The sequence below is a fragment of the Streptomyces sp. NBC_01463 genome, from assembly GCA_036227345.1.
In the GTDB taxonomy this organism is placed as follows: Bacteria; Actinomycetota; Actinomycetes; order Streptomycetales; family Streptomycetaceae; genus Streptomyces.
Map to the genome: position 1 here is coordinate 2,198,578 of CP109468.1, position 19,528 is coordinate 2,218,105.

The 19,528-nt window shown below is 72.9% G+C and carries 16 protein-coding genes; 12 read left to right on the top strand and 4 right to left on the bottom strand.

Going from position 1 to position 19,528, the window contains the following annotated elements; genetic code table 11:
- The first annotated feature begins 54 nt into the window (after positions 1-54).
- Positions 55-843: an IclR family transcriptional regulator gene (locus OG521_09545; protein WUW21016.1), complete on the top strand. Its 789-nt coding sequence runs from the start codon at positions 55-57 to the stop codon at positions 841-843.
- Positions 844-913: 70 nt separating this feature from the next.
- On the opposite strand, the gene OG521_09550 is transcribed toward OG521_09545, so the two are convergent.
- A complete protein-coding gene (locus OG521_09550) occupies positions 914-3,217 on the bottom strand; it encodes an FAD-dependent oxidoreductase (protein WUW21017.1) in 2,304 nt (767 codons plus the stop codon).
- 379 nt (positions 3,218-3,596) lie between these two features.
- Between OG521_09550 and OG521_09555 the strand changes: the two genes are divergently transcribed.
- The 7 genes from OG521_09555 (at position 3,597) to OG521_09585 (ending at position 11,984) form a co-directional block, all read left to right on the top strand.
- On the top strand, positions 3,597-4,526 hold the full coding sequence (locus OG521_09555; GenBank protein ID WUW21018.1) for a sugar ABC transporter permease: 930 nt from the start codon (positions 3,597-3,599) through the stop codon (positions 4,524-4,526).
- A complete protein-coding gene (locus OG521_09560; GenBank protein WUW21019.1) occupies positions 4,523-5,440 on the top strand; it encodes a carbohydrate ABC transporter permease in 918 nt (305 codons plus the stop codon). The genes OG521_09555 and OG521_09560 overlap by 4 nt, the downstream gene beginning before the upstream one ends.
- Positions 5,441-5,489: 49 nt before the next feature.
- Positions 5,490-6,797 (top strand): extracellular solute-binding protein, encoded by a 1,308-nt coding sequence (locus OG521_09565; GenBank protein WUW21020.1) that lies wholly within the window; start codon positions 5,490-5,492, stop codon positions 6,795-6,797.
- A 233-nt stretch (positions 6,798-7,030) separates the two neighbouring features.
- Entirely contained in the window at positions 7,031-8,335 is a 1,305-nt protein-coding gene (locus tag OG521_09570) for a BNR repeat-containing protein (GenBank protein WUW21021.1), read from the top strand.
- 173 nt (positions 8,336-8,508) lie between these two features.
- Complete coding sequence (locus tag OG521_09575; GenBank protein ID WUW21022.1) at positions 8,509-9,129, top strand: TetR/AcrR family transcriptional regulator; 621 nt, start codon at positions 8,509-8,511, stop codon at positions 9,127-9,129.
- Positions 9,130-9,162: 33 nt separating this feature from the next.
- Complete coding sequence (locus OG521_09580) at positions 9,163-10,824, top strand: acyl-CoA dehydrogenase family protein (protein WUW21023.1); 1,662 nt, start codon at positions 9,163-9,165, stop codon at positions 10,822-10,824.
- 89 nt (positions 10,825-10,913) lie between these two features.
- Positions 10,914-11,984, top strand: a complete 1,071-nt coding sequence (locus OG521_09585; GenBank protein WUW21024.1) for an NAD-dependent epimerase/dehydratase family protein — start codon at positions 10,914-10,916, stop codon at positions 11,982-11,984.
- Between the two features lie 3 nt (positions 11,985-11,987).
- Here OG521_09585 and OG521_09590 read toward each other — a convergent pair whose 3' ends face one another.
- Entirely contained in the window at positions 11,988-13,094 is a 1,107-nt protein-coding gene (locus OG521_09590) for a HAMP domain-containing histidine kinase (protein WUW21025.1), read from the bottom strand.
- Complete coding sequence (locus tag OG521_09595; GenBank protein WUW21026.1) at positions 13,091-13,930, bottom strand: response regulator transcription factor; 840 nt, start codon at positions 13,928-13,930, stop codon at positions 13,091-13,093. The genes OG521_09590 and OG521_09595 overlap by 4 nt, the downstream gene beginning before the upstream one ends.
- A gap of 123 nt (positions 13,931-14,053) precedes the next feature.
- Between OG521_09595 and OG521_09600 the strand changes: the two genes are divergently transcribed.
- The 3 genes from OG521_09600 to OG521_09610 are packed head-to-tail and all read left to right on the top strand — an operon-like array spanning position 14,054 to position 16,223.
- Positions 14,054-14,758: a glycosyltransferase family 2 protein gene (locus OG521_09600; GenBank protein WUW21027.1), complete on the top strand. Its 705-nt coding sequence runs from the start codon at positions 14,054-14,056 to the stop codon at positions 14,756-14,758.
- Positions 14,755-15,417 carry a glycosyltransferase gene (locus tag OG521_09605; GenBank protein ID WUW21028.1) on the top strand — a complete coding sequence of 221 codons (663 nt, stop codon included), beginning with the start codon at positions 14,755-14,757 and terminating at the stop codon, positions 15,415-15,417. The genes OG521_09600 and OG521_09605 overlap by 4 nt, the downstream gene beginning before the upstream one ends.
- Positions 15,414-16,223: a class I SAM-dependent methyltransferase gene (locus tag OG521_09610; protein ID WUW21029.1), complete on the top strand. Its 810-nt coding sequence runs from the start codon at positions 15,414-15,416 to the stop codon at positions 16,221-16,223. The genes OG521_09605 and OG521_09610 overlap by 4 nt, the downstream gene beginning before the upstream one ends.
- A 325-nt stretch (positions 16,224-16,548) precedes the next feature.
- Here the strand turns inward: OG521_09610 and OG521_09615 are convergent, their stop codons facing one another.
- The gene (locus OG521_09615; protein ID WUW21030.1) at positions 16,549-17,859 is read right to left on the bottom strand and encodes a molybdopterin-dependent oxidoreductase; all 1,311 of its coding nucleotides are present in this window, start codon (positions 17,857-17,859) and stop codon (positions 16,549-16,551) included.
- Between the two features lie 257 nt (positions 17,860-18,116).
- Here OG521_09615 and OG521_09620 point away from each other — a divergent pair, with 257 nt between their 5' ends.
- A complete protein-coding gene (locus OG521_09620; protein WUW21031.1) occupies positions 18,117-19,511 on the top strand; it encodes a hypothetical protein in 1,395 nt (464 codons plus the stop codon).
- The last annotated feature ends 17 nt before the right edge of the window (positions 19,512-19,528 follow it).

The window sequence follows — 19,528 nt, forward strand, 5'->3', positions numbered from 1 at the left end:
CGACGCGATATGCTGATGCAGAATGTGCAAGCGGTTTGCAAAATGAGGAGGGTCATGGCTACGCGTGCGACCGACGCCGGGACGAACCAGAGCGTCGAACGAGCGGCCTCGGTGCTGCGCGCACTCGACTCAGGCCGCGCCGAACTACGCGTCTCCGACGTCGCCGAACTCACCGGTCTCGGCTCGTCCACCACCTCGCGCCTGCTGTCCACGCTGGAACGCCTCGACATGGTCGAGCGCGACCCGGTCAGCAATCTCTACCGGCTCAGCCTCGGCATCCTGCCCCTCGCGGCCACCGCGACCAACCGGCACCCCGTCCACCGGGCCGCGCGCATGGTCCTCCAGGACCTCGCCACCCGCACCGGGCTGGGCGCCAACGCAGCCGTCCGGCGCGGCGCCGAGCTGATGTTCCTGTGCAACTTCGAGGGGTCCCGCGCCCCCAAGTCGTACACACAGGCCGGACACACCGCCCCGCTGCACGCCACCAGCATCGGCAAGTGCCTGCTCACCGGCCTCACGCCCAAGGAGCGCCGCACCCTGCTTCCCGAACCGCTGGAAGCGCACACGGACTACACGACCACCAGCCACGATCTGCTGGACACCGAGATCGACACGGTCCGCCGCACCGGCTACGCCGTGGAGGCCGAGGAGCGCGCCCTGGGCCGCGCCTCCCTCGCGGCGCCCGTCCGCGACGCCTCGGGCGATGTGGTGGCCGCCATCTCGCTGTGGGGCCCCACCTCCCTCCTCGGCGACCGCACCGAGACCGAGGGACAGCGCCTCGCCCTCACCCGCGAGGTCATCGAGGCCGCCGACGCCATCAGCCAGGCACTCGGCGCCGTCTGAGCGGCGCGACAGCGGAAGGGGCCCGGAACAGGTTCGGCCGACCTGTTCCGGGCCCCTTCGTCCGCTCCCCCTACGCGCCGTACGCCTTGAACGCGATCACATGCGCGCGCGGCGCCCCGTGCGTCGCGTCCACCACGAGCCGCAGCGCTTCGGTGCGCACGGGCCCGCCGTCCTCGCCGGTGAGCGCGTGCACGCGGTGCCGGCGGCGGTTGTCCGTCACCGTCAGCAGCGTGCGCCAGGTGCCGTCGGGCTCGCGGCTCTGGAGGCGGTAGTCGCGGACCAGTTCCGGCATCACCTCGAACGGGGTGCGGTGCCGGTGCAGGTTGTTGAGGTACTCGTCGACGTCGTCGTCGAACACCACACGGGCCTCGGTGAGCCGCTGCTCCTGCCGCCAGTCCAGGCGCAGCCACTGCCCCGCCCCGTCCGGGTGACCCGCCGACGGCCCGGACGACCACATCTGCGGTCCGCCGTAGGCGCGCTGGAAGCCGCCGACGGCCCGCTCGGGCCGGAACGCCGAGGTCTCCGGGGCCGCACGGAAGGCGAAGGTCCGGCGGCGCAGACCGCGCGCCTGCCATTCCAGGACGAGCTGGCCCTCCTCCTCGGGGATGTCGTGGTCGACGGCCGCGTCGCCCTCGGCCCTGCTGCGCAGCGCGAGGACACCGTCGGTGCGCTCGGGCACCAGGACGAGGGACGCGCCGGGGCAGGCCCGGACGATCAGGACGACGTTCTCCGGGCTGTCGGGGCGGTGGCCGAGCCGGGCCGTGACCCAGTGGGGGCCGCCGGCCGGGACGGTGGCCGTGGTGGTGAGCAGGTGGCCGACGGGGACCGCGTTCTCGGGGCGGCCGGTGGTCCACAGCTCCACGGTGAGTTCGGCCGGCGGCCCGTCCGGGGCGCCGTGGACGAGCAGGTCGACCGTGTCGAGCGCGGGGTCCACCGGCAGCAGCAGCGCGAGGTCGCGGGTGAGCGGGTACGGCTCGCCGGGCGCGGCCGGTGTGGGTTCGGCGGCCAGCCTGCTCAGGTGCGAGGAAGCGCTGACGACGGCCGTGCGCGCCAGGTTGTCGGGGTCGTCGTCGGACAGGCCGATGACCGAGGCGTCCTGCCGCAGCAGGGCGCGGCGCACCAGTTCGGGGCGCTTGGCGGCGAGTTCGCGCGGGCCGACACCCTCGGCGACGCAGAGCGCGGCGGCCGTGCCCGCGGCCTCGCCGAGCGTGGCGCAGGTGGCCATCACGCGGGTGGCGCCGAAGGCGATGTGGGTGGCGGAGATGTTGCGTCCCGCGAACAGCAGGTTGGTGACGTTCGCCGAGTAGAGGGAGCGCAGCGGTATGTGGAAGATGCCGTCCGCGTAGCGCTGGCGGGCGCCGGGCTCGTCCGCGTACATCCCCTGCACCGGGTGGAGGTCGACCGACCAGCCGCCGAAGGCGACGCGGTCGTCGAACTGCCGCTGTCCGAGGATGTCCTGCTGGGTCAGCATGTGGTCGCCGAGGAAGCGGCGGTACTCGCGCTTGCCCGGGAGGCTGCCCGCCCACTCCATCGTCAGGTTCTCGGCGTCCGGGAACTCTCCGGAGTTCTTGATGTGGTCCCAGATGCCCGCGATCACGCCCTGGAGTTCGTCGCGGATGCGCTCGTTGTCGTGGACGGTGTCGAGTTCGCCGCCCCACTCGATCCACCAGTAGTCGCAGCCGTTGTCGCCGGTGTTCAGCACCCGGTTGCGCAGGATGGGCGTGGTGGTGAGGTCGCGGGCGTAGGCGGGCGGTACGAACTTCACCGGCCGGCCCAGGTCCTTGGTGTGGAACAGGATCGTCGAGCCGAGCAGCGCCTCGTCGCCCTCCTCGGGCGCCCAGGGCTCGTCGAACTCGGCGCGGGCCTCGCGGCCGATGCGGTAGCGGGCGCCGGCGAGGTGGCCCAGCAGTCCGTCGCCGGTGCAGTCGAGGAACTGCCGGGCGTGGAAGGTGATGCGGCGCTCGGAGCCCATCATCCAGCCGGTGCAGGAGTGCACCTCGCGGGCGTCCTCCGGGCCGCTCGCCACGACCTCCCGTACGTCGGTGTTGAGGTACAGGTCGATGCCGGGCTCGGCCCGGACGGCGTCGAGCACCACCTGGTCCCAGTAGTAGGGGTTCCCCTCGGGGTTGCGGTACTGGTTCTCGGTGTACAGCTCGCCCATGATGCCGGTCTCGCGGGCCCAGCGGTGCACGCCGTGGGCGGTGGCGCCGCAGACCCAGACCCGGATCTCGCTGCTGGCGTTGCCGCCCAGGACGGGCCGGTTGTTGACCAGGGCGACGCGCCGGCCGAGCCGGGCGGCGGCGATGGCAGCACAGGTCCCCGCCAGGCCGCCGCCGATGACGGCGATGTCGTAGTGGACCTCTTCTTCCCGCACGGGGCGGCCTCCTCGGTGTGACGCTCGGATACGCCCCGCCGCGACGGAGCGGCCTTGAACGTACATCACATCCATATTGTGCAACCACTGTTCAGCCAGTGGGATCTGTTGTAAGTTTCCGGCGCAGCCGATGACACCGTCGCCATGGGCCGGGAGCCGAGCTCACGGCAGGTACACCGACGTCACCGGCCCCGCACAGAACCGGTGATTCACCGACCAAAAGGGTTGACGGCTTCGCACGATATGGAGAACGATCCCGCATGCTGCAACTTGCGTTCCATGGAGCATGCATGGCATTCACCCAGGGCCCCGGTCGAAGCACGGCCCGTCGCGCCACGCCCCGTATCACCGCTCCCGCACCGTTCGAGAGGACAGACCCATGAGTACGGCCGCACCTCCCCGGAAGGGCGCTCCACACCGTGAGCGCTCCGGCGGACGGCTCTCCAACGGCGCGTTCGCACTGCTGCTGACCGCACCGGGGCTCGCCCTGTTCGCGACGATCATCATCTACCCGCTGGTGTCGGCCCTGTTCACCGGCTTCTTCAAGCAGGACCTGCGCCTGCCGGGCCGGGAGTTCGTCGGCCTGGAGAACTTCGCCTACTGGCTGGACGGCGAATTCCTCACGATCCTCAAGCAGACCCTGGTCTTCACCGTCGGCGCGACACTGCTCCCCTTCGTGATCGGCTTCGCGCTCGCGCTCGCCCTGAACTCGGGACTGAAGGGCAGCGGCTTCCTGCGCGGCCTGTTCCTGTTCCCGTGGGTGATCCCGGGCGTGGTGGTCTCCTTCCTGTGGATGTGGATCTTCAACGCGAACTACGGCGTGCTCAACGGCGTGCTGATGAAGACCGGGATCATCGAGGAGTCCGTGTCCTGGCTCGGGCAGCCGGGCACCGCCATGCTCGCCGTCATCGTCACCAAGACCTGGGCGAGCTTCCCCTGGATGATGGTGATGCTCCTCGCCGGGCTGCAGACGGTGCCGAAGGAGCTGCACGAGGCGGCCTCGATGGACGGAGCCGGCGCGGTCCGGCGCTTCTTCGCCGTCACCTGGCCGCAGGTGCGCGGGGTCGCCTCGATCGTGCTGCTCCTGGAGTTCATCTGGAACTTCCAGCACTTCGACACCATCTACGTGCTCACCGGCGGCGGCCCGGCGGGTGCCACCGAGACCTTCGCCACCGCCGTCTACCAGACCGCGTTCAAGGGCTTCGACATCGGCCGGGCGACCGCGCTCGGTGGCCTGTGGATGCTGCTCCTGCTCGTCCTCGTCGTCGTCTACCTCAGGATCACCGAGCGGAAGGGCGACGCCCGATGACCTCCACGACCTCCACCCCGCTGTCCGGCACCGACCGGCTGAGCCCGTCCGCCACCTCCGCGGGCCGCACCTCGCGGCGCCGGATCCGCAAGGACCTGCTGCGCTCGCGGATCGCCGCCTGGACCGCGGTCCTGGTGATCGGCGCCTTCGGCATGCTGCCGGTCTACTGGCTGCTGGCCACCGCCCTGAGCAGCCCCGACCAGGCCTTCCAGTTCCCGCCGAAGCTGATCCCCACCGAGATCACCTTCAGCAACTTCACCGCCCTCGCCGAGAACGACCAGCTCATCAAGTACCTGGTCAACTCGCTGATCGTGGCCTCCATCACCGCGGTGCTGAGCGTGGTCGTCGCCACGTACATGGGGTACTCGTTCTCCAAGTTCCGCTACCGCGGCCGGCGCTCGCTGATGCACCTGGTGCTGGCCTCCCAGATGTTCCCCCAGGCGCTCCTGCTGGTGACGCTGTACGCGGTGTTCTCCAGCTTCGGCCTGCTGAACACGTACACCGCACTGGTGCTGTCCTTCACCACGTTCACGATGCCGCTGTGCGTCTGGATGCTGAAGGGCATCTTCGACACCATCCCGGACGCCCTGCTGGAGGCCGCGTCCATCGACGGCGCGTCCCGCTGGCGGACGCTGCACTCCATCGTGGCGCCGCTGGCCGCGCCCGGGATGATCGCCGCCGGGCTCTTCGCCTTCGTCCGCGGCTGGAACGACTTCATCTTCGCGGTGACGCTGGCCGACAAGGAGAAGCAGACCCTGCCCCCCGGCCTGGTCTCCACGTACATCGGCGAGTTCCAGGCCGCCTGGCCGGAGCTGATGGCCGCATCGCTCGTCGTGTCCGTCCCCGTGATCATCGCCTTCATGTTCCTGCAGCGCTACCTGGTCGGCGGCATGACCGCCGGCTCGGTCAAGTAGCCGCTCCGCACGCACTCCTCCCCTTCCTTCCACTCCCCATGGAGAGACCATGACCACCTCTGGCATCAGCCGGCGCGGCGCGCTGCGCATGTTCGGCATCGGCGCGCTCGGTGTGGCAGGCGCCGGCGTCCTGGGCGCCTGCGCACCGTCCCCGTCCGGCAGCGGCAGCTCCTCCAACGGAGGTGACACGGCGTCCAAGAACTTCGACTTCACCTCGTGGTCGCTCAACGAGGAAGCCGCCAAGCCCTCGATCGAGAAGATCATCGCGGCGTGGGAGAAGGCCGAGAAGTCCAAGGTCCGCGCGGTCTCGTACCCGTACAACGAGTATCTGAGCCAGCTCACCCTCAAGCTCGGCGGCGGCGAGACGACCGGCGCGATACACCTGGACATCGCCTGGCTCGCCGCGGTGGCGCAGATGGGCAAGCTCGCCGACCTCGGCTCCGTGGCCCCCAAGGGCGGCTACACGGACGTGGCGGTGAAGAGCGGGGTGTACGACGGCAAGCAGTACGGCCTGCCGTGGAACACCGGCTCGATCGGGGTGATCGCCAACTCCAAGCTGCTGGCGAAGGCCGGCATCAAGAAGCACCCCACCACGGTCGAGGAGTTCGAGGACGCGCTGCGGGAGCTGAAGGGGCTCGGCGGCGGTGTGGTGCCGTACGCGGCGGCCACCAAGGTCGCGCAGCTCAAGGACATCTTCCCGTGGATGCAGACCTTCGGCTGCGCCCTGATGGAGGGCGGCAAGGTGACCATCGGCGACGACGCCTCCGTCGACGCGGTCACCTGGTACAAGAAGCTGCACGACGCGAAGCTGATCGCCGCCGACGTGGACCGCTTCGACGCGCGTGCCCTGTTCGGCCAGGGCAAGGCGGCCTTCTACGACGACGCCATCATCGGCAAGGGCGTCACCTCGGCCCAGTCCAAGGACAAGACGCTGGCCGACGCCATGCAGCCGATGCAGCGTCCGGTGCTGCGCTCCGGTGACACGCCCCAGGCGCTGCTGTGGGGCGGCGTGATCGCGATCGTCAACGGCAAGGGACAGGACGCGGCGACCGAGTTCGCGCTGCACACCACCTCGGACCTCGCCACCACCACCGAGTACTTCGCCTCCCGCGCCCTGCCGCCGTCCACCACCGCGGGCCTGGCCGACCCGAAGGTCGCCCAGGACACCTTCACCACGGAGTGGACCGAGAAGATCACGAAGACGGCGACCGGCAGCCCCTTCTGGCAGTTCGCGCAGAACGCGCAGATCGAGGAGGCCGTGGCCAAGCAGGTCCAGGCCGTCCTGGTCGGCAAGTCGAAGCCGAAGGACGCCATGAGGAAGGCCGGCGAGGAGGTAACCGCCCTCACCAAGCGCTGATCCGGCGCACGGCATGACGAAGGGCCCGGGGAAGGGCGGAACCGCCTCCCCCGGGCCCTTCGCCGTTCCGCATACGCCTTCCCGATGAAGTATCTCGAATCCTCATTGTGCAATCTCTATTCAGCATGTGGGATCTGTTGTAAATTGCCGGCGCAGCGAGGGAGAGCAGGACCCCCCGCAGAGCCGGTCCCGCCCGTTCCCCTCCCCCATCACCGCCCGCGAAGGAGCTCACCTTGCGACGTCCCACGGCACGCTCGTACGCCGCCTCGGCCGCGGCCCTGGCCGCCCTGCTCACGCCCGCCCAGGCCGCCCGGGCCGACGGCACGGACCGTGCGGCGGCCGCCGCGGCCACGGTGACCGAGAAGGTCCCGTACGCGATGGACTCGTCGAACCAGGCGGCCTGGTGGACACCGGTCGCCACGTACAAGGGCCGCGGCCAGTACACGTACTTCGCCTTCAACGAGCCGGGCGCGACGGCCGCCACGCACCGCCCGGCCATCGCGCGGCGGGACCCGGACGGGGTGTGGAGCCGGCTGCCGCTGCTCGGCACGAACGGACAGCAGGCGGAGTTCCCCGACGACAACGGCCACAACCAGTCGTCCGTCGCGCGTGACGGCAGCGGCCGCCTGCACGTGTTCTCGTCCATGCACGCCAACGCCTGGCGCTACTTCCGGACCGAGGCCCCGGGCGGGGACGTCACGGACCACGCGGCCGAACTGCCCGACCAGGGCCAGGCCATCACCTACCCGGTCGTGACGACCGCGCCCAACGGCGATCTCTACCTGGCCGCACGCGTCGGCGCCGGCTCCGACCAGCGGCCCGGAAAGCTGTACCGCTGGGACAACGCCGCCGCGCGCTGGAGCGTGGTCGCCACCTTCGCCGGTGCGCTGAACCGCTCCGTGTACCCCGACGACCTGGCGGTGGACGCCGCCGGGCGGGTGCACCTGCTGTACGAGTGGGCCAAGGCCCCGGCCACCGCCTTCCGGCACCAGCTGTCCTATCTGCGCTACGACCCGTCGACCGGCGCGTTCGCGGACAGCACGGGCGCGGCCGTCACCACGCCGGTGACGCCCGCCACCTCCGACGTGATCCAGGACCTCACGGCCGGCGAGGAGTGGAGCATCGACAACACCTACCCGGGTCCGGCGGTGCAGAGCGCCAAGCTCGCCCTCGACGGCTCGGCCCCGAAGGTCGCCTACCGCTACCGCTCGGCCGACAGCGGCGGCGACTTCCGGGTGTACTACGCCTCTTCGAGCGGCGGCGCCTGGTCCCGCCAGACCGTGTACTCCGCCGGCCAGACCACCGCGGCCCTCGGCATCACCTGGGACGGTGCGGACGCCGGGCGGGTGTACTACGTGACCGGGTCCGGCACCGACCGCGTCTTCGCCGCGACGGCGTCGGGCGGCACCTGGAGCGCACAGTCCGCCGCGCCCGGGATCGGCGCGGACCGGCTCGCGGTACGGCGCGACTCGGACGGCCACGACGTGCTGTACCTGCCGGACACGGCACACAACGCGCTCTACTACGGACTCCGCTGAGACCTGCCCCGGCCTCGCGGCCCCGGGGTTCACGCCCGGGGGCCGACCGGCGCAGTACCGGGCGGCAGCGACAGGGACACGTACGAGGGGCAGGGTTTCCGGCGGTCGCCGGAGGCCCTGCCCCTCGGCCGTGACCCTTGCCGGGAAACTATGAATGATGGTTCACTTCTTCCATGGCCTACCGGAAGACCCCCGCCGAAGTCGCGCGCCTCGCCTCCGCCCGTGAGCATCTCGTCGCCAGGGCGACCGACGTCGTCGCCGAGGTGGGCTGGTCGGGGGCGTCCGTGACCGTGGTCGCCGACGCCGCGGGCATGGCGGCCGGCTCGGTCTACCAGCACTTCTCGTCGAAGGCCGCGCTCGCCGTCGAGGTCTTCCGCCGTGCGGCGGGACACGAGGTGGACGTCCTCGGGTCGGTGCTGAGCGGTTCCGGGACCCCCGTCGAGCGGCTCGCCGACGGCGTCCGGGTGTTCGCCCGCCGGGCCCTGGAGAACCGCGGCCTCGCCTACGCACTGCTCGCCGCACCGGCCGACACGGCGGTCGGCGCGGAACGCCTCGTCTTCCGTCGCCGCTACCGCGCGCTGTTCGCCGAGGTGATCGGCGAGGGCATGGCCCAGGGACTGCTGCCGCCGCAGAACGGTGAGGTCACCGCCGCTGCGCTGACCGGTGCGATCGGCGAGGTCCTGGTGGCGCCGCTGGGCGCTCCGGAGGCGGACGACACGCACGACGTCCTCGACGAACTGACCGCCATGGCGCTGCGCTGCGCGGGCGCCGCCCCCGTGTCCCCCCGCACCTGATCCGTCATCCGTCCCCGCTCAGGAGGGCCCCTCATGTCCGCGACGCCGGCCGCACCGCACAGCCACCCCACCGCGACCACCCACGAGGTGACGAACCAGCCGCCGCCGCTGTCCGGGCACGACGTCGCCGATGACCCGGTGCTGGTCGAGGGCGTGCGCCGCGAGGGCGCCGAGTGGTATCTGGACGACCTGCACCGGCTGGGCCGCCGCGCCGGCAGCGAGGAGGTGCAGCGCTGGGCGGACGAGGCCAACCGGCAGGAACCGCGGCTGCGCACCCACGACCGCTACGGAAACCGGATCGACGAGGTCGAGTTCCACCCCGCCTACCACGCCCTCCTGGACGTGGCGATCAGCGAAGGTCTGGGCGGCGCCGCCTGGACGGACGAACGGCCGGGCGCCCATGTGGCGCGCGCGGCGGGCTTCATGGTCTGGAGCAGCGCGGAAGCGGGCCACGGCTGCCCGGTCTCGATGACGTACGCCGCCGTCCCCGCCCTGCGGCACGCCCCCGATCTCGCCAAGACGTACGAACCCCTGCTGACGAGCCGTGTGTACGAGTCCGGTCTGCGCGCCCCCGCCGAGAAGCCGGGTCTGCTCGCGGGGATGGGCATGACGGAGAAGCAGGGCGGCACCGATGTGCGGGCCAACACGACCGCGGCCGCGCAACAGGCCGACGGCACCTGGCGGCTGCGCGGCCACAAGTGGTTCACGAGCGCCCCGATGAACGACCTCTTCCTCGTGCTCGCGCAGGCCCCGGCCGGTCTGTCCTGCTTCCTGGTCCCCCGGATCCTCCCGGACGGCAGCCGGAACACGTTCCGCATCCAGCGCCTCAAGGACAAGCTCGGCAACCGCTCCAACGCCAGCAGCGAGCCCGAGTTCGACGACACCGTGGCCTGGCTCGTCGGGGACGAGGGCCGGGGCGTGCGCACCATCATCGACATGGTCACGATGACCCGACTCGACTGTGTGCTCGGTTCCGCCGCCGGCACCCGTGCGGCACTGGCGCAGGCCGCCCACCACGTACGCCACCGGTCCGTGTTCGGGGCGAAGCTCATCGACCAGCCGCTGATGCGCAACGTCATCGGCGATCTGGCGCTGGAGTCCGAGGCGGCGACCACGCTGGCCCTGCGCCTGGCCGGCGCGGCGGACCGCGCGCAGCAGGGCGACACGCAGGAGCGCGCCTTCCTGCGGCTCGCCACCGCGGTCGGCAAGTACTGGGTGTGCAAGCGCCAGCCCGCCGCCGTCGCCGAGGCCCTCGAATGCCTGGGCGGCAACGGCTACGACGAGGAGTCCGGCATGCCCCGCCTCTACCGCGAGGCCCCGCTCAACGGCATCTGGGAGGGCTCGGGCAACGTCAACGCGCTGGACATGCTGCGCGCCCTGTCCCGGGAGCCGGAGTCGCTCCAGGCCCTGCGGACGGAGATCGAGGCCGCGGCAGGGGCCGACCACCGGCTGGACGCCGCCTGGCGGGAGCTGCGGGGCGAACTCGCCCTCACCGAGGACGCTCCGCTGCGCGCACGGCGTGTCATCGAGCGCGCGGCCCTCGTCCTCCAGGGCTCGCTGCTCGTCCGCCATGCACCGGCCGCCGTCGCCGACGCCTTCTGCGCGTCCCGGCTGGCCGGGGACCGCGGTCTGGCCTTCGGCACGCTGCCGGCCGACACGGACTTCGGGGGGCTGCTCGAACGGCTCCCCGTCTGACCCACCGCGCCGGGCCCATCGCTTACGGTCCCGTGACGTGCCGCGTCGGAAACGGCCGTCCGGGCTCCCGGCGGCCTACCGTGGCCGGCATGCGTGTACTGGTCACCGGCGGCGCCGGGTTCATCGGTTCGGAGATCGTGCGGACCCTCCTTTCGGCCGGGCACGAGGCGGTGGTGCTCGACGCCCTGCTGCCCTCGGCCCACGGCCCCGCCCCCGCCCCGCCGGACGGCGGCGGGATCGTCGTGGCGGACGTGCGCGACCGTGAGGCGGTGGACCGTGCGCTGTGCGGCATCGACGCGGTCTGCCATCAGGCGGCGATGGTCGGCCTCGGCAAGGACTTCGCGGACGCGCCGGACTACGTGGGCTGCAACGACCTCGGGACGGCGGTGCTGCTCGCCGCGATGGCCGGGGAGGGGGTGCGGAGTCTGGTCCTCGCCGGATCGATGGTGGTGTACGGGGAGGGCCGGTACGACTGTCTGCGGCACGGCCCGGTCCGGCCGGGCCCGCGCGCGGAGACCGATCTGGCAGCGGGCCGGTTCGAGCCCCGCTGCCCCTCCTGCGGCACGGAACTGGTCCCCGGGCTCGTCGGCGAGGACGCGCCGGTGGACCCGCGCAACGTGTACGCGACGACCAAGCTCACCCAGGAACACCTGGCCTCCTCCTGGGCGCGGGCGACGGGCGGCAGCGCGGTGTCGCTGCGCTACCACAACGTGTACGGACCGGGGATGCCGCGCGACACCCCGTACGCCGGGGTCGCCTCCTTCTTCCGTTCGGCGCTGGCCCGGGGCGAGTCGCCCCGGGTCTTCGAGGACGGCGGCCAGCGCCGGGACTTCGTCCATGTGCGGGACGTGGCCGCCGCGAACGCCGTCGCGCTGGAGGCGGTCGCGGAACGCGGTCCCAGCGGTTTCGCCGCGTACAACACCGGGAGCGGGGAGCCGCACACCATCGGCGAGATGGCCACGGCCCTGGCCTCGGCCCACGGGGGCCCGGCCCCGGTGGTCACCGGTGAGTACCGGCTCGGGGACGTACGCCATGTCACCGCGGACTCGCGGCGGCTGCGCGACGAGCTGGGCTGGAGGCCGGAGGTGGGCTTCGCCGCGGGGATGGCGCAGTTCGCGGCGGAGCCGCTGCGGGAGCCGGCCGCCGGTCTGCCGGCCTGAGGCTCAGGCGACCGGCAGGGTCACTTCGAAGCAGCAGCCGCCGGTGACGTTGCGGACGTCCGCCCGGCCGGCGTGCGCCTCGACGATGCCGCGCACGATGGCGAGTCCGAGGCCCGCGCCGGCCGGGGGCGTCCGGGCGTGGGTGCCGCGCCAGCCGGTGTCGAAGACCCGGGGCAGGTCCTCCTCCGGGATGCCGCCGCAGCCGTCGGTCACCGAGAGCACCACCCCGCCGCCCGTGCGCTGCGCGGCCACCGCGACCGTGCCGTCGGCGGGGGTGCGGCGGATGGCGTTGATCAGGAGGTTGCCCAGGACCCGGCTCATCTCCTTGCCGTCGACCTCGACGGGCACCGCCTCGATCCGGTCGCCGACCAGCCGCACCCCGTGCTCGCGCGCCAGCGGGTCGGCCCCGGCGAGCGCGTCGCCCACCAGGTCGTAGACGGAGATCCGGGTGGGGGTGAGGGTGAGCGAGCCGGCGTGGATGCGGGAGAGCTCGAAGAGGTCGCCGACCATGTCGTTCATCCGCTCCACCTCGGTGCGTATCTGCCGCAGATAGCGCCGCGAGTCGACGGCCATGCCGTCCTCCAGCGCCTCCGACATGGCCCGCAGACCGGCGAGCGGAGTCCGCAGATCGTGCGAGATCCAGGCGACGAGCTCACGCCGCGAGGTCTCCAGGGCGCGTTCCCGCTCGCGCGAACCGTCGAGCTTGGCGCTGGTGGCGGCCAGTTCGCGGGTGAGTGCGGCGAGTTCGGCGGTGGCCTGGGCCTCGGGGGCCGCGAAGGTGCCGCCGTCGCCGAAGGAACGGGCGGCGAGGGTCAGGTCCCGGCTCCTGGCCGCCACCCAGCGGCCCAGCAGCATCGCGGTGACGAGCGAGACGACGGCGGCCATGGCGACGACGGTGGTGACCACGGTGAGGTCGTGCGGCGAGAGGAACATCGCCCAGGCGACGGCCAGCGTGCCGGCGAGCATCGCGGTGACGGCCACGGCGGCCACGACTGTCAGCGAGACGACGAGCGAACGGTGCCGGGAGATCCGCAGCACGAGTGCGCCGAGCAGCCCGGCGACGGCGGCGCCCAGGAAGGCGAGGAGCGCGATGAGGAGGAGGTCGGTCATGCCGGGGTCCCGGAGCCGGGAGCGGTGGGAAGTGCGGGTGCGGGGGAATCCGCGGTCCGGTCCGGCGGCAGGTCGAGCCGGTAGCCGACGCCCCAGACCGTACGGATCAGCTCCGGGCGGGCCGGATCGGACTCGACCTTCCCGCGCAGCCGGCGGACGTGGACGGTCACGGTCGACAGATCCCCGAAGTCCCAGCCCCAGACCTCACGCATCAGCTCCTCCCGGCCGAAGACCCGGCCCGGGTGGCGCAGGAGGAAGGCGAGCAGGTCGAACTCCCGCAGGGTGAGCGCCAGCGGCCGGCCGGCGAACGTCGCGCGCCGGGCCGCGGGGTCGAGGACGAGGCCCGCGCCCCGAAGGAGCTCCGGGCGGCCGGTGGGTGTCGCGGCCGCCCGGGCCCGGCGCAGCACGGAGTCGACGCGCAGGACGAGTTCGCGGGGGCTGAACGGTTTGGTGACGTAGTCGTCGGCCCCCGTCTCCAGGCCGAGGATGCGGTCGTCCTCGTCACCGCGCGCGGTGAGCATGATGACCGGCACCGGTCCGTACTCCCGCATCCGGCGGCAGACCTCGAAGCCGTCCATGCCGGGCAGCATCAGGTCCAGGACGGCCAGGTCCGGGCGCCGGGCGGCGTACTGGCCGAGCGCGGCCGGGCCGTCCGCCGCGCGGGTCACCTCGTATCCGGCCCCGGTCAGGTAGCCGGTGACCACCTCGGCGACCGTGGGGTCGTCGTCGACGACGAGGACGTGGCCGCGGGATGCCGTCCCGTCCGCGGACGCCGGGCGGGACGGCGGCGCCCCGTCGGCGGGGCAGGGCGGTGAGGGGTCCGGGGTCGGCTGCATGCCACCACCTTGGCACCTGCCGGGGCGGGGTGCGGACGCCCCTGCGCCCTCAACTGCCGACGTCCATTTTTCGTAAGATTCCGGAACCCGATTTGTCGGTTTCCGCTCCGTAGGGTGAGCCGCGTGATCCCTCACTCCGATACTTCCGGCCCCTGCGCCGACGTCGTCCTGCCCTGTCTGGACGAGGCCGCCGCCCTGCCCGCGGTGCTGGCCTCGGTTCCCCGTGGCTGGCGGGCGATCGTCGTGGACAACGGCTCGACCGACGGTTCCGCGGAGCTGGCCCGTTCGCTCGGCGCGACGGTGGTGCACGAGCCGCGGCGCGGCTTCGGTGCGGCCTGCCACGCGGGACTGCTCGCCTCCGACGCGGAGTTCGTCTGCTTCTGCGACTGCGACGGCTCACTGGACCCCGGGCTGCTCACCGGCTTCGTCCGCCGGGTGGCCGACGGGGAGAGCGACCTGCTGCTGGGCCGCCGCCGTCCCGAGGAGCGCGGCGCCTGGCCGCTGCACGCGCGGGCGGGCAATGCGGCGCTGGCCCGGATGCTGCGCCGCCGCACCGGGCTGCGCCTGCACGACCTGGGGCCGATGCGGGCCGCGCGCCGGGCCGATCTGCTGGCGCTCGGCCTCACCGACCGGCGCAGCGGATACCCGCTGCAGATGGTGGTGCGCGCGTCCGACGCGGGACTGCGGGTCGCCGAGACGGACGTCCCCTACCTCGCGCGGACGGGCAGGTCGAAGGTCACCGGGACGTGGCGGGGCACCTGGCACGCGGTGCGCGACATGCGCGCCGTGCTGGCGGAGGCGCCCGTCCGGATCGGGGCCGCGCGATGAACCCACGCACGTCCGGGCCGGCCGGGGCGGTGACCCTGCTGGTCATCGCCAAGGAGCCGCTGCCCGGCCGGGTCAAGACCCGGCTCACCCCGCCCTTCTCCCCCACCGAGGCCGCGCAACTCGCCGAGGCGTCGCTCACCGACACGCTGCACACGGTCCGCGCGCTGCCCGCCGCCCGGCGCGTGGTCGTCCTGGACGGGCGGCCGGGACCGTGGCTGCCGGCCGGCATCGAGGTGGTGCGGCAGTGCCCGGGCGGCCTCGACGAACGGCTGGCCGCGGCGTTCGGCGCCTGCACGGGCCCGACACTCCTGATCGGCATGGACACCCCGCAGGTCACCGCCGCCGATCTGGCCGGTGCGCTCGCCCCCGGTGCCTGGGACGGCTGCGACGCCTGGTTCGGCCCCGCCGATGACGGCGGCTTCTGGGCCCTGGGCCTGGCGGCCCCCGATCCCGCGCTCCTGCGCGGCGTACCGATGTCCGTGCCCGAGACCGGCGCGGTGCAGCGGCGCCGGCTCGTCGACGCGGGGCTGTCCGTCCGCGATCTGCCCCGGCTGCGGGACGTGGACACGGCGGCCGATGCCACGCATGTCGCCGCGCTCGCACCGCACGGGCGGTTCGCCGCCGAACTCGCCCGGCTGACCGGGGCGGTGGTCCGATGACCGGCACCGGCCCGGACCGCGCCGTACTGGCCCCGCCGCACCCGGACCTCGCCCCGTGGGGCACCGACCCGTACGCCAACGCCCTGCGCAACGGACACGGGCCGCTCTTCCTGCGCCGTACGGACGGCTGGCTGCTGCCGCTGGACGTGGAGCGCTGGTGCGCCGGCGCGGACGCCGCGGACCTGTCGGCCCTGCGCCGCTGCGAGGGACCCGTCCTGGACATCGGGTGCGGGCCCGGCAGGCTCGTCGCCGCGCTGGCGGCCCGCGGCCACCGCGCGCTCGGCATCGACGTCAGCGAGGCCGCGGTCGAGCGCACGCTGCGGCTGGGCGGTTCGGCCCTGCGGCGCTCCGTCTTCGAACCGCTCCCGGGCGAAGGGCGCTGGGGCACCGTCCTGCTCGTCGACGGCAACGTCGGCATCGGCGGCGACCCGTGCCACCTGCTGCGGCGCACGGCGGAGCTGCTGGCGCCCGGCGGACTCCTCATCGCCGAGACCGCGCCGCAGGACATCGACGAGCGGGTCCGCGTACAACTGGACGACGGACGCTCCTGCGGCTCGGACCCGGCACCGGCCGACCCCTTCCCGTGGGCCCGGCTCGGCACCTCCGCGCTGCTGGAGTACGCCCGCCCCCACGGCCTGCGCACCGTCGATCAGTGGGAGGCGGACGGCCGCTCGTTCGTCTCGCTGCGCCGCGCCCGGAGCGTCCGGGCCACCAGCCAGACGCCCGACACGGCGAACAGCGCGGCCGTGATCAGCAGCCAGTTTCCCAGGAACACATCGGGGGACAGCCCGCTGGCCGGTTCGTAGCGCTCGGTCTGCCGGGTGATCAGCGGGAACCACACGAGCAGCAGCAGCCCGGAGAGGAACACCGGCACCCGGACGAAGTTCACGAGCCCGGAGCGCGGACCGGCCGTCCGGCACAGCAGCCGGTCCGCCGCCGCGTAGAGCGGTACGAGTACGAGGTCGTGCACGAGTGCGGCGCCGACGAACCACACGACGACGCCGAAGGTGTCCCCCGCGAGCAGCCGCACGCCCGCATAGCCCGCCAGGGCGAAGGAGGCGGCCATCAGCAGGAGGTGCAGCGGCCCCTCCCCGTACCAACGCCGTACGACGGCCCGCGGGTTCGCCCTGTTCACAGCTCTCCAAAGGTCAGCCGGGACACCCATTTGGTGTTGAGCACTCCGGGGGCGGCCGGGACGATGATCCGTGCCGGATATCCGTGATCGGGCGTCAGGTCCTCGCCGTTGACCTGGAGCGCGAGCAGGGAGCGCGGGTCGCGCACCTGGTTGTCGCGCAGGGCCGCCCGGCGGAACGGTCCGCTGCGCTGGAGCGATTCCACCAGCACGCCCGGCGGCCGGTGCGGGTATCCGGCGAGCGCGGCCAGGTGACTCAGCCGTACGCCGCGCCACCACTGGTCCGCGGTGGACCAGCCCTCCACACACGCGATCGGGAGCGCCGCGCTGTACTGGTCGAGGGCCAGCAGCTGTGCGCGCGTGAAGCGGAGGTCCCCGGCCGGCCCGCTGACGGTGAGCAGCCAGCCCTCCCCCGCGTCGACGGTGGTGACACCGACCGCGGCAGCCGTCTTGTTGATCTGGAATCCGTTCGGTCCGGAGCCCGGCTCGGCGGCGCCGTGGGGGGTGAGCGCGGCGAGGCGGCGCAGCGGTCCGTCGAAGCTCCGGCCGGCCGAGGTGACCAGCAGGACCAGCGAACCGGCGCCGACCACGGCGAGCGCCCCGCGGCGGGACAGCGTCGCCGGCCCGGGGGCCGGGGACTGCAGCACGTCACCCTCGACACTCCCGCTGAGCGCCCCCGACCTCAGTACGCGGACCGCCTGTGGCGCCCGGAGCCCCGCATGGGCGAGGAACGCGGCGAAGAACACCCAGGCCCCGTAGAAGTGCAGCGGGTAGAAGGAACCCGGGAACAGGTACTCCAGCTGGATGTTGAGCAGTCCGGTGACGAACTCGAACAGTGCCCCGCCCACCAGGAGCAGCAGCGAGATCCGCTCCAGCGCGTGCCCGACGGAGCGGGCCGGCGGCAGCGCGAAGAGCCGCGGGACGACCGACCAGAGCTTGGCGAGCAGCACTGGGACGAGCACGATCCCGAGGGTGACGTGCACCCCCTGCGTCAGCCGGTACAGCCAGTGCGGCCCGGTCGGCCAGTCGAAGAGGTAGAAGCCCAGCAGCCCCTTGTCCGGAGTCTTGTCGTTGACGGGGTTCAGGTCCGGGTTGTAGGCGGCGTACGACAGCAGCCCGGTCACGAACAGCACGGTGATGCCGACGAGCAGGACGAGGCCGAGCACGGCGGTGAACCGCACTCCGCGCACCGGGCTGCGCCAGAATCCCGGCGCGGAGGGGGAGCGTTCGAGGATCTTCGTCGCACGCCCGGAGAGGAGACGGGAGCGGGACGCGGGTGGGGTCGGGATGTTCCGACGGCTGTCGCCCATGCCCCGACGCTATGCCGGGGGTGGAGGGGTGGGACGGCTGCGACTCCTGACGAAACGATGACGTCACTCCTGGGAGCGCACGCATCCGGCCCCTCGCCGGTCGCGGACCGCCCGTCATGGACCGTCCGTCACGGACCCCGGCGATCCGCCGGCCCGGAATCCGGCCGTTCGGAGTCTGACGGCCCGGAATCTGACGGTTCCGTGACGCGCCCGGTCACCGCACGCCCCCAGCGCCCCGCCGTGCGTACGGTGCCTGCGTGAAGACCGTGGACCGCACCGAACACGCCATCGAACCGCTCCCCGCGCAACGCTCCGGGCACCGCCGCGACCTGGCCGCCGCCGGTGCGGGCGTCGCACTGGTCGCCGCCGCCGTGCTCGTCGGCCGGGCCGTCGAGAGCGCCGACCACACCCTCGTCGTCCACTGGCCCCCGCTGCTCGCGACCTGGTACCCGCACACCGGGACCGGCACCTGGGCCGCACCCGCCGTGGCCGCGGCCGTCATCGGCTACGGTCCCGTCCTCGCCGAACGGATGCGCTGGCGCTCCCTGCTCCTCGCCGGGTACGCCACCGCGCTCGCCTGGGTCTTCTCACTCGCCCTGATCGACGGCTGGGAGCGCGGGATCGCCGAACGGCTCACCACGAAACACGAGTACCTGAGGGTCATCGGCCGCTTCGACGACATCGGCGCCGCCCTGCGCGGCTTCAACGAACACATCCTGATCGGCCCGCCCGGCAACTGGCCCGCCCATGTCGCCGGACACCCGCCGGCCTCCACCCTCACCTTCGTCCTGCTGGACCGCATCGGGCTCGGCGGCGGCGCATGGGCCGGGGTCTGGTGCATCGTCACCGGGGCCTCCGCTGCGGTGGCCGTCCTGATCGCCGTCCGCACCCTGGCCGGCGAGCGCATCGCGCGCCGCGCCGCACCCTTCGTCGTCCTCGCGCCGGTCGCGGTCTGGGCCGGCACCTCCGCGGACGGCTATTTCGCCGCGGTGGCCGCCTGGTCCGTGGCCCTGCTGGCCCTGGCCGCGACCCGTACGGTCCGCAGCCCCGCGGCCGCCGCGCTGGGGGCCGGGCTGCTCTACGGACTGACCTGCTACCTCAGTTACGGTCTGACGCTCATCGCGCTCCCGCTCGCCGCCGTCCTCGTCCTCACCCGCACCGCGCGGCCGCTCCCTCTCTTCGTCCTGGGAGCCCTGGTCACACCGGTCGCCTTCACGCTGGCGGGCTTCAACTGGTGGGAGGCGTACCACCTGCTCGTCGACCGCTACTACCAGGGAGCGGGCGGCATCCGCCCCTACTCCTACTGGGTCTGGGCCAACCTCGCCTGCACCGCGATCGCCGTCGGCCCCGCGACGCTCGCGGGGCTTCGCCGGACCGCGGCCGGCGTGCCCGGAACCGTACGCACCCTGCGAGCCGGTACGACGGCTCCGCCGCAGCGGCTGATCCTGCTCGTGTCGGCGGCGCTCCTCGCCCTGCTGGCGGCGGACCTGTCCGGGATGAGCAAGGCGGAGACGGAGCGGATCTGGCAGCCGTTCATGCTCTGGCTGATCCCCGCCGCCGCCCTCCTGCCGGCCCCGGGGCGGCGCGGCTGGCTGGCGGCGCAGGCGGTCGTGGCCCTGGCGGTCAACCACCTGCTGTGGACGGGCTGGTAGGCGCGCCGCCGCAGGGC

Coding starts and splice junctions, on each gene's coding strand:
- OG521_09545 (WUW21016.1), top strand. CDS start 55: ATGGCTACGCGTGCGACCGACGCCGGGACGAACCAGAGCGTCGAACGA.
- OG521_09555 (WUW21018.1), top strand. CDS start 3,597: ATGAGTACGGCCGCACCTCCCCGGAAGGGCGCTCCACACCGTGAGCGC.
- OG521_09560 (WUW21019.1), top strand. CDS start 4,523: ATGACCTCCACGACCTCCACCCCGCTGTCCGGCACCGACCGGCTGAGC.
- OG521_09565 (WUW21020.1), top strand. CDS start 5,490: ATGACCACCTCTGGCATCAGCCGGCGCGGCGCGCTGCGCATGTTCGGC.
- OG521_09575 (WUW21022.1), top strand. CDS start 8,509: ATGGCCTACCGGAAGACCCCCGCCGAAGTCGCGCGCCTCGCCTCCGCC.
- OG521_09580 (WUW21023.1), top strand. CDS start 9,163: ATGTCCGCGACGCCGGCCGCACCGCACAGCCACCCCACCGCGACCACC.
- OG521_09585 (WUW21024.1), top strand. CDS start 10,914: ATGCGTGTACTGGTCACCGGCGGCGCCGGGTTCATCGGTTCGGAGATC.
- OG521_09590 (WUW21025.1), bottom strand. CDS start 13,094: ATGACCGACCTCCTCCTCATCGCGCTCCTCGCCTTCCTGGGCGCCGCC.
- OG521_09595 (WUW21026.1), bottom strand. CDS start 13,930: ATGCAGCCGACCCCGGACCCCTCACCGCCCTGCCCCGCCGACGGGGCG.
- OG521_09605 (WUW21028.1), top strand. CDS start 14,755: ATGAACCCACGCACGTCCGGGCCGGCCGGGGCGGTGACCCTGCTGGTC.
- OG521_09610 (WUW21029.1), top strand. CDS start 15,414: ATGACCGGCACCGGCCCGGACCGCGCCGTACTGGCCCCGCCGCACCCG.
- OG521_09615 (WUW21030.1), bottom strand. CDS start 17,859: ATGGGCGACAGCCGTCGGAACATCCCGACCCCACCCGCGTCCCGCTCC.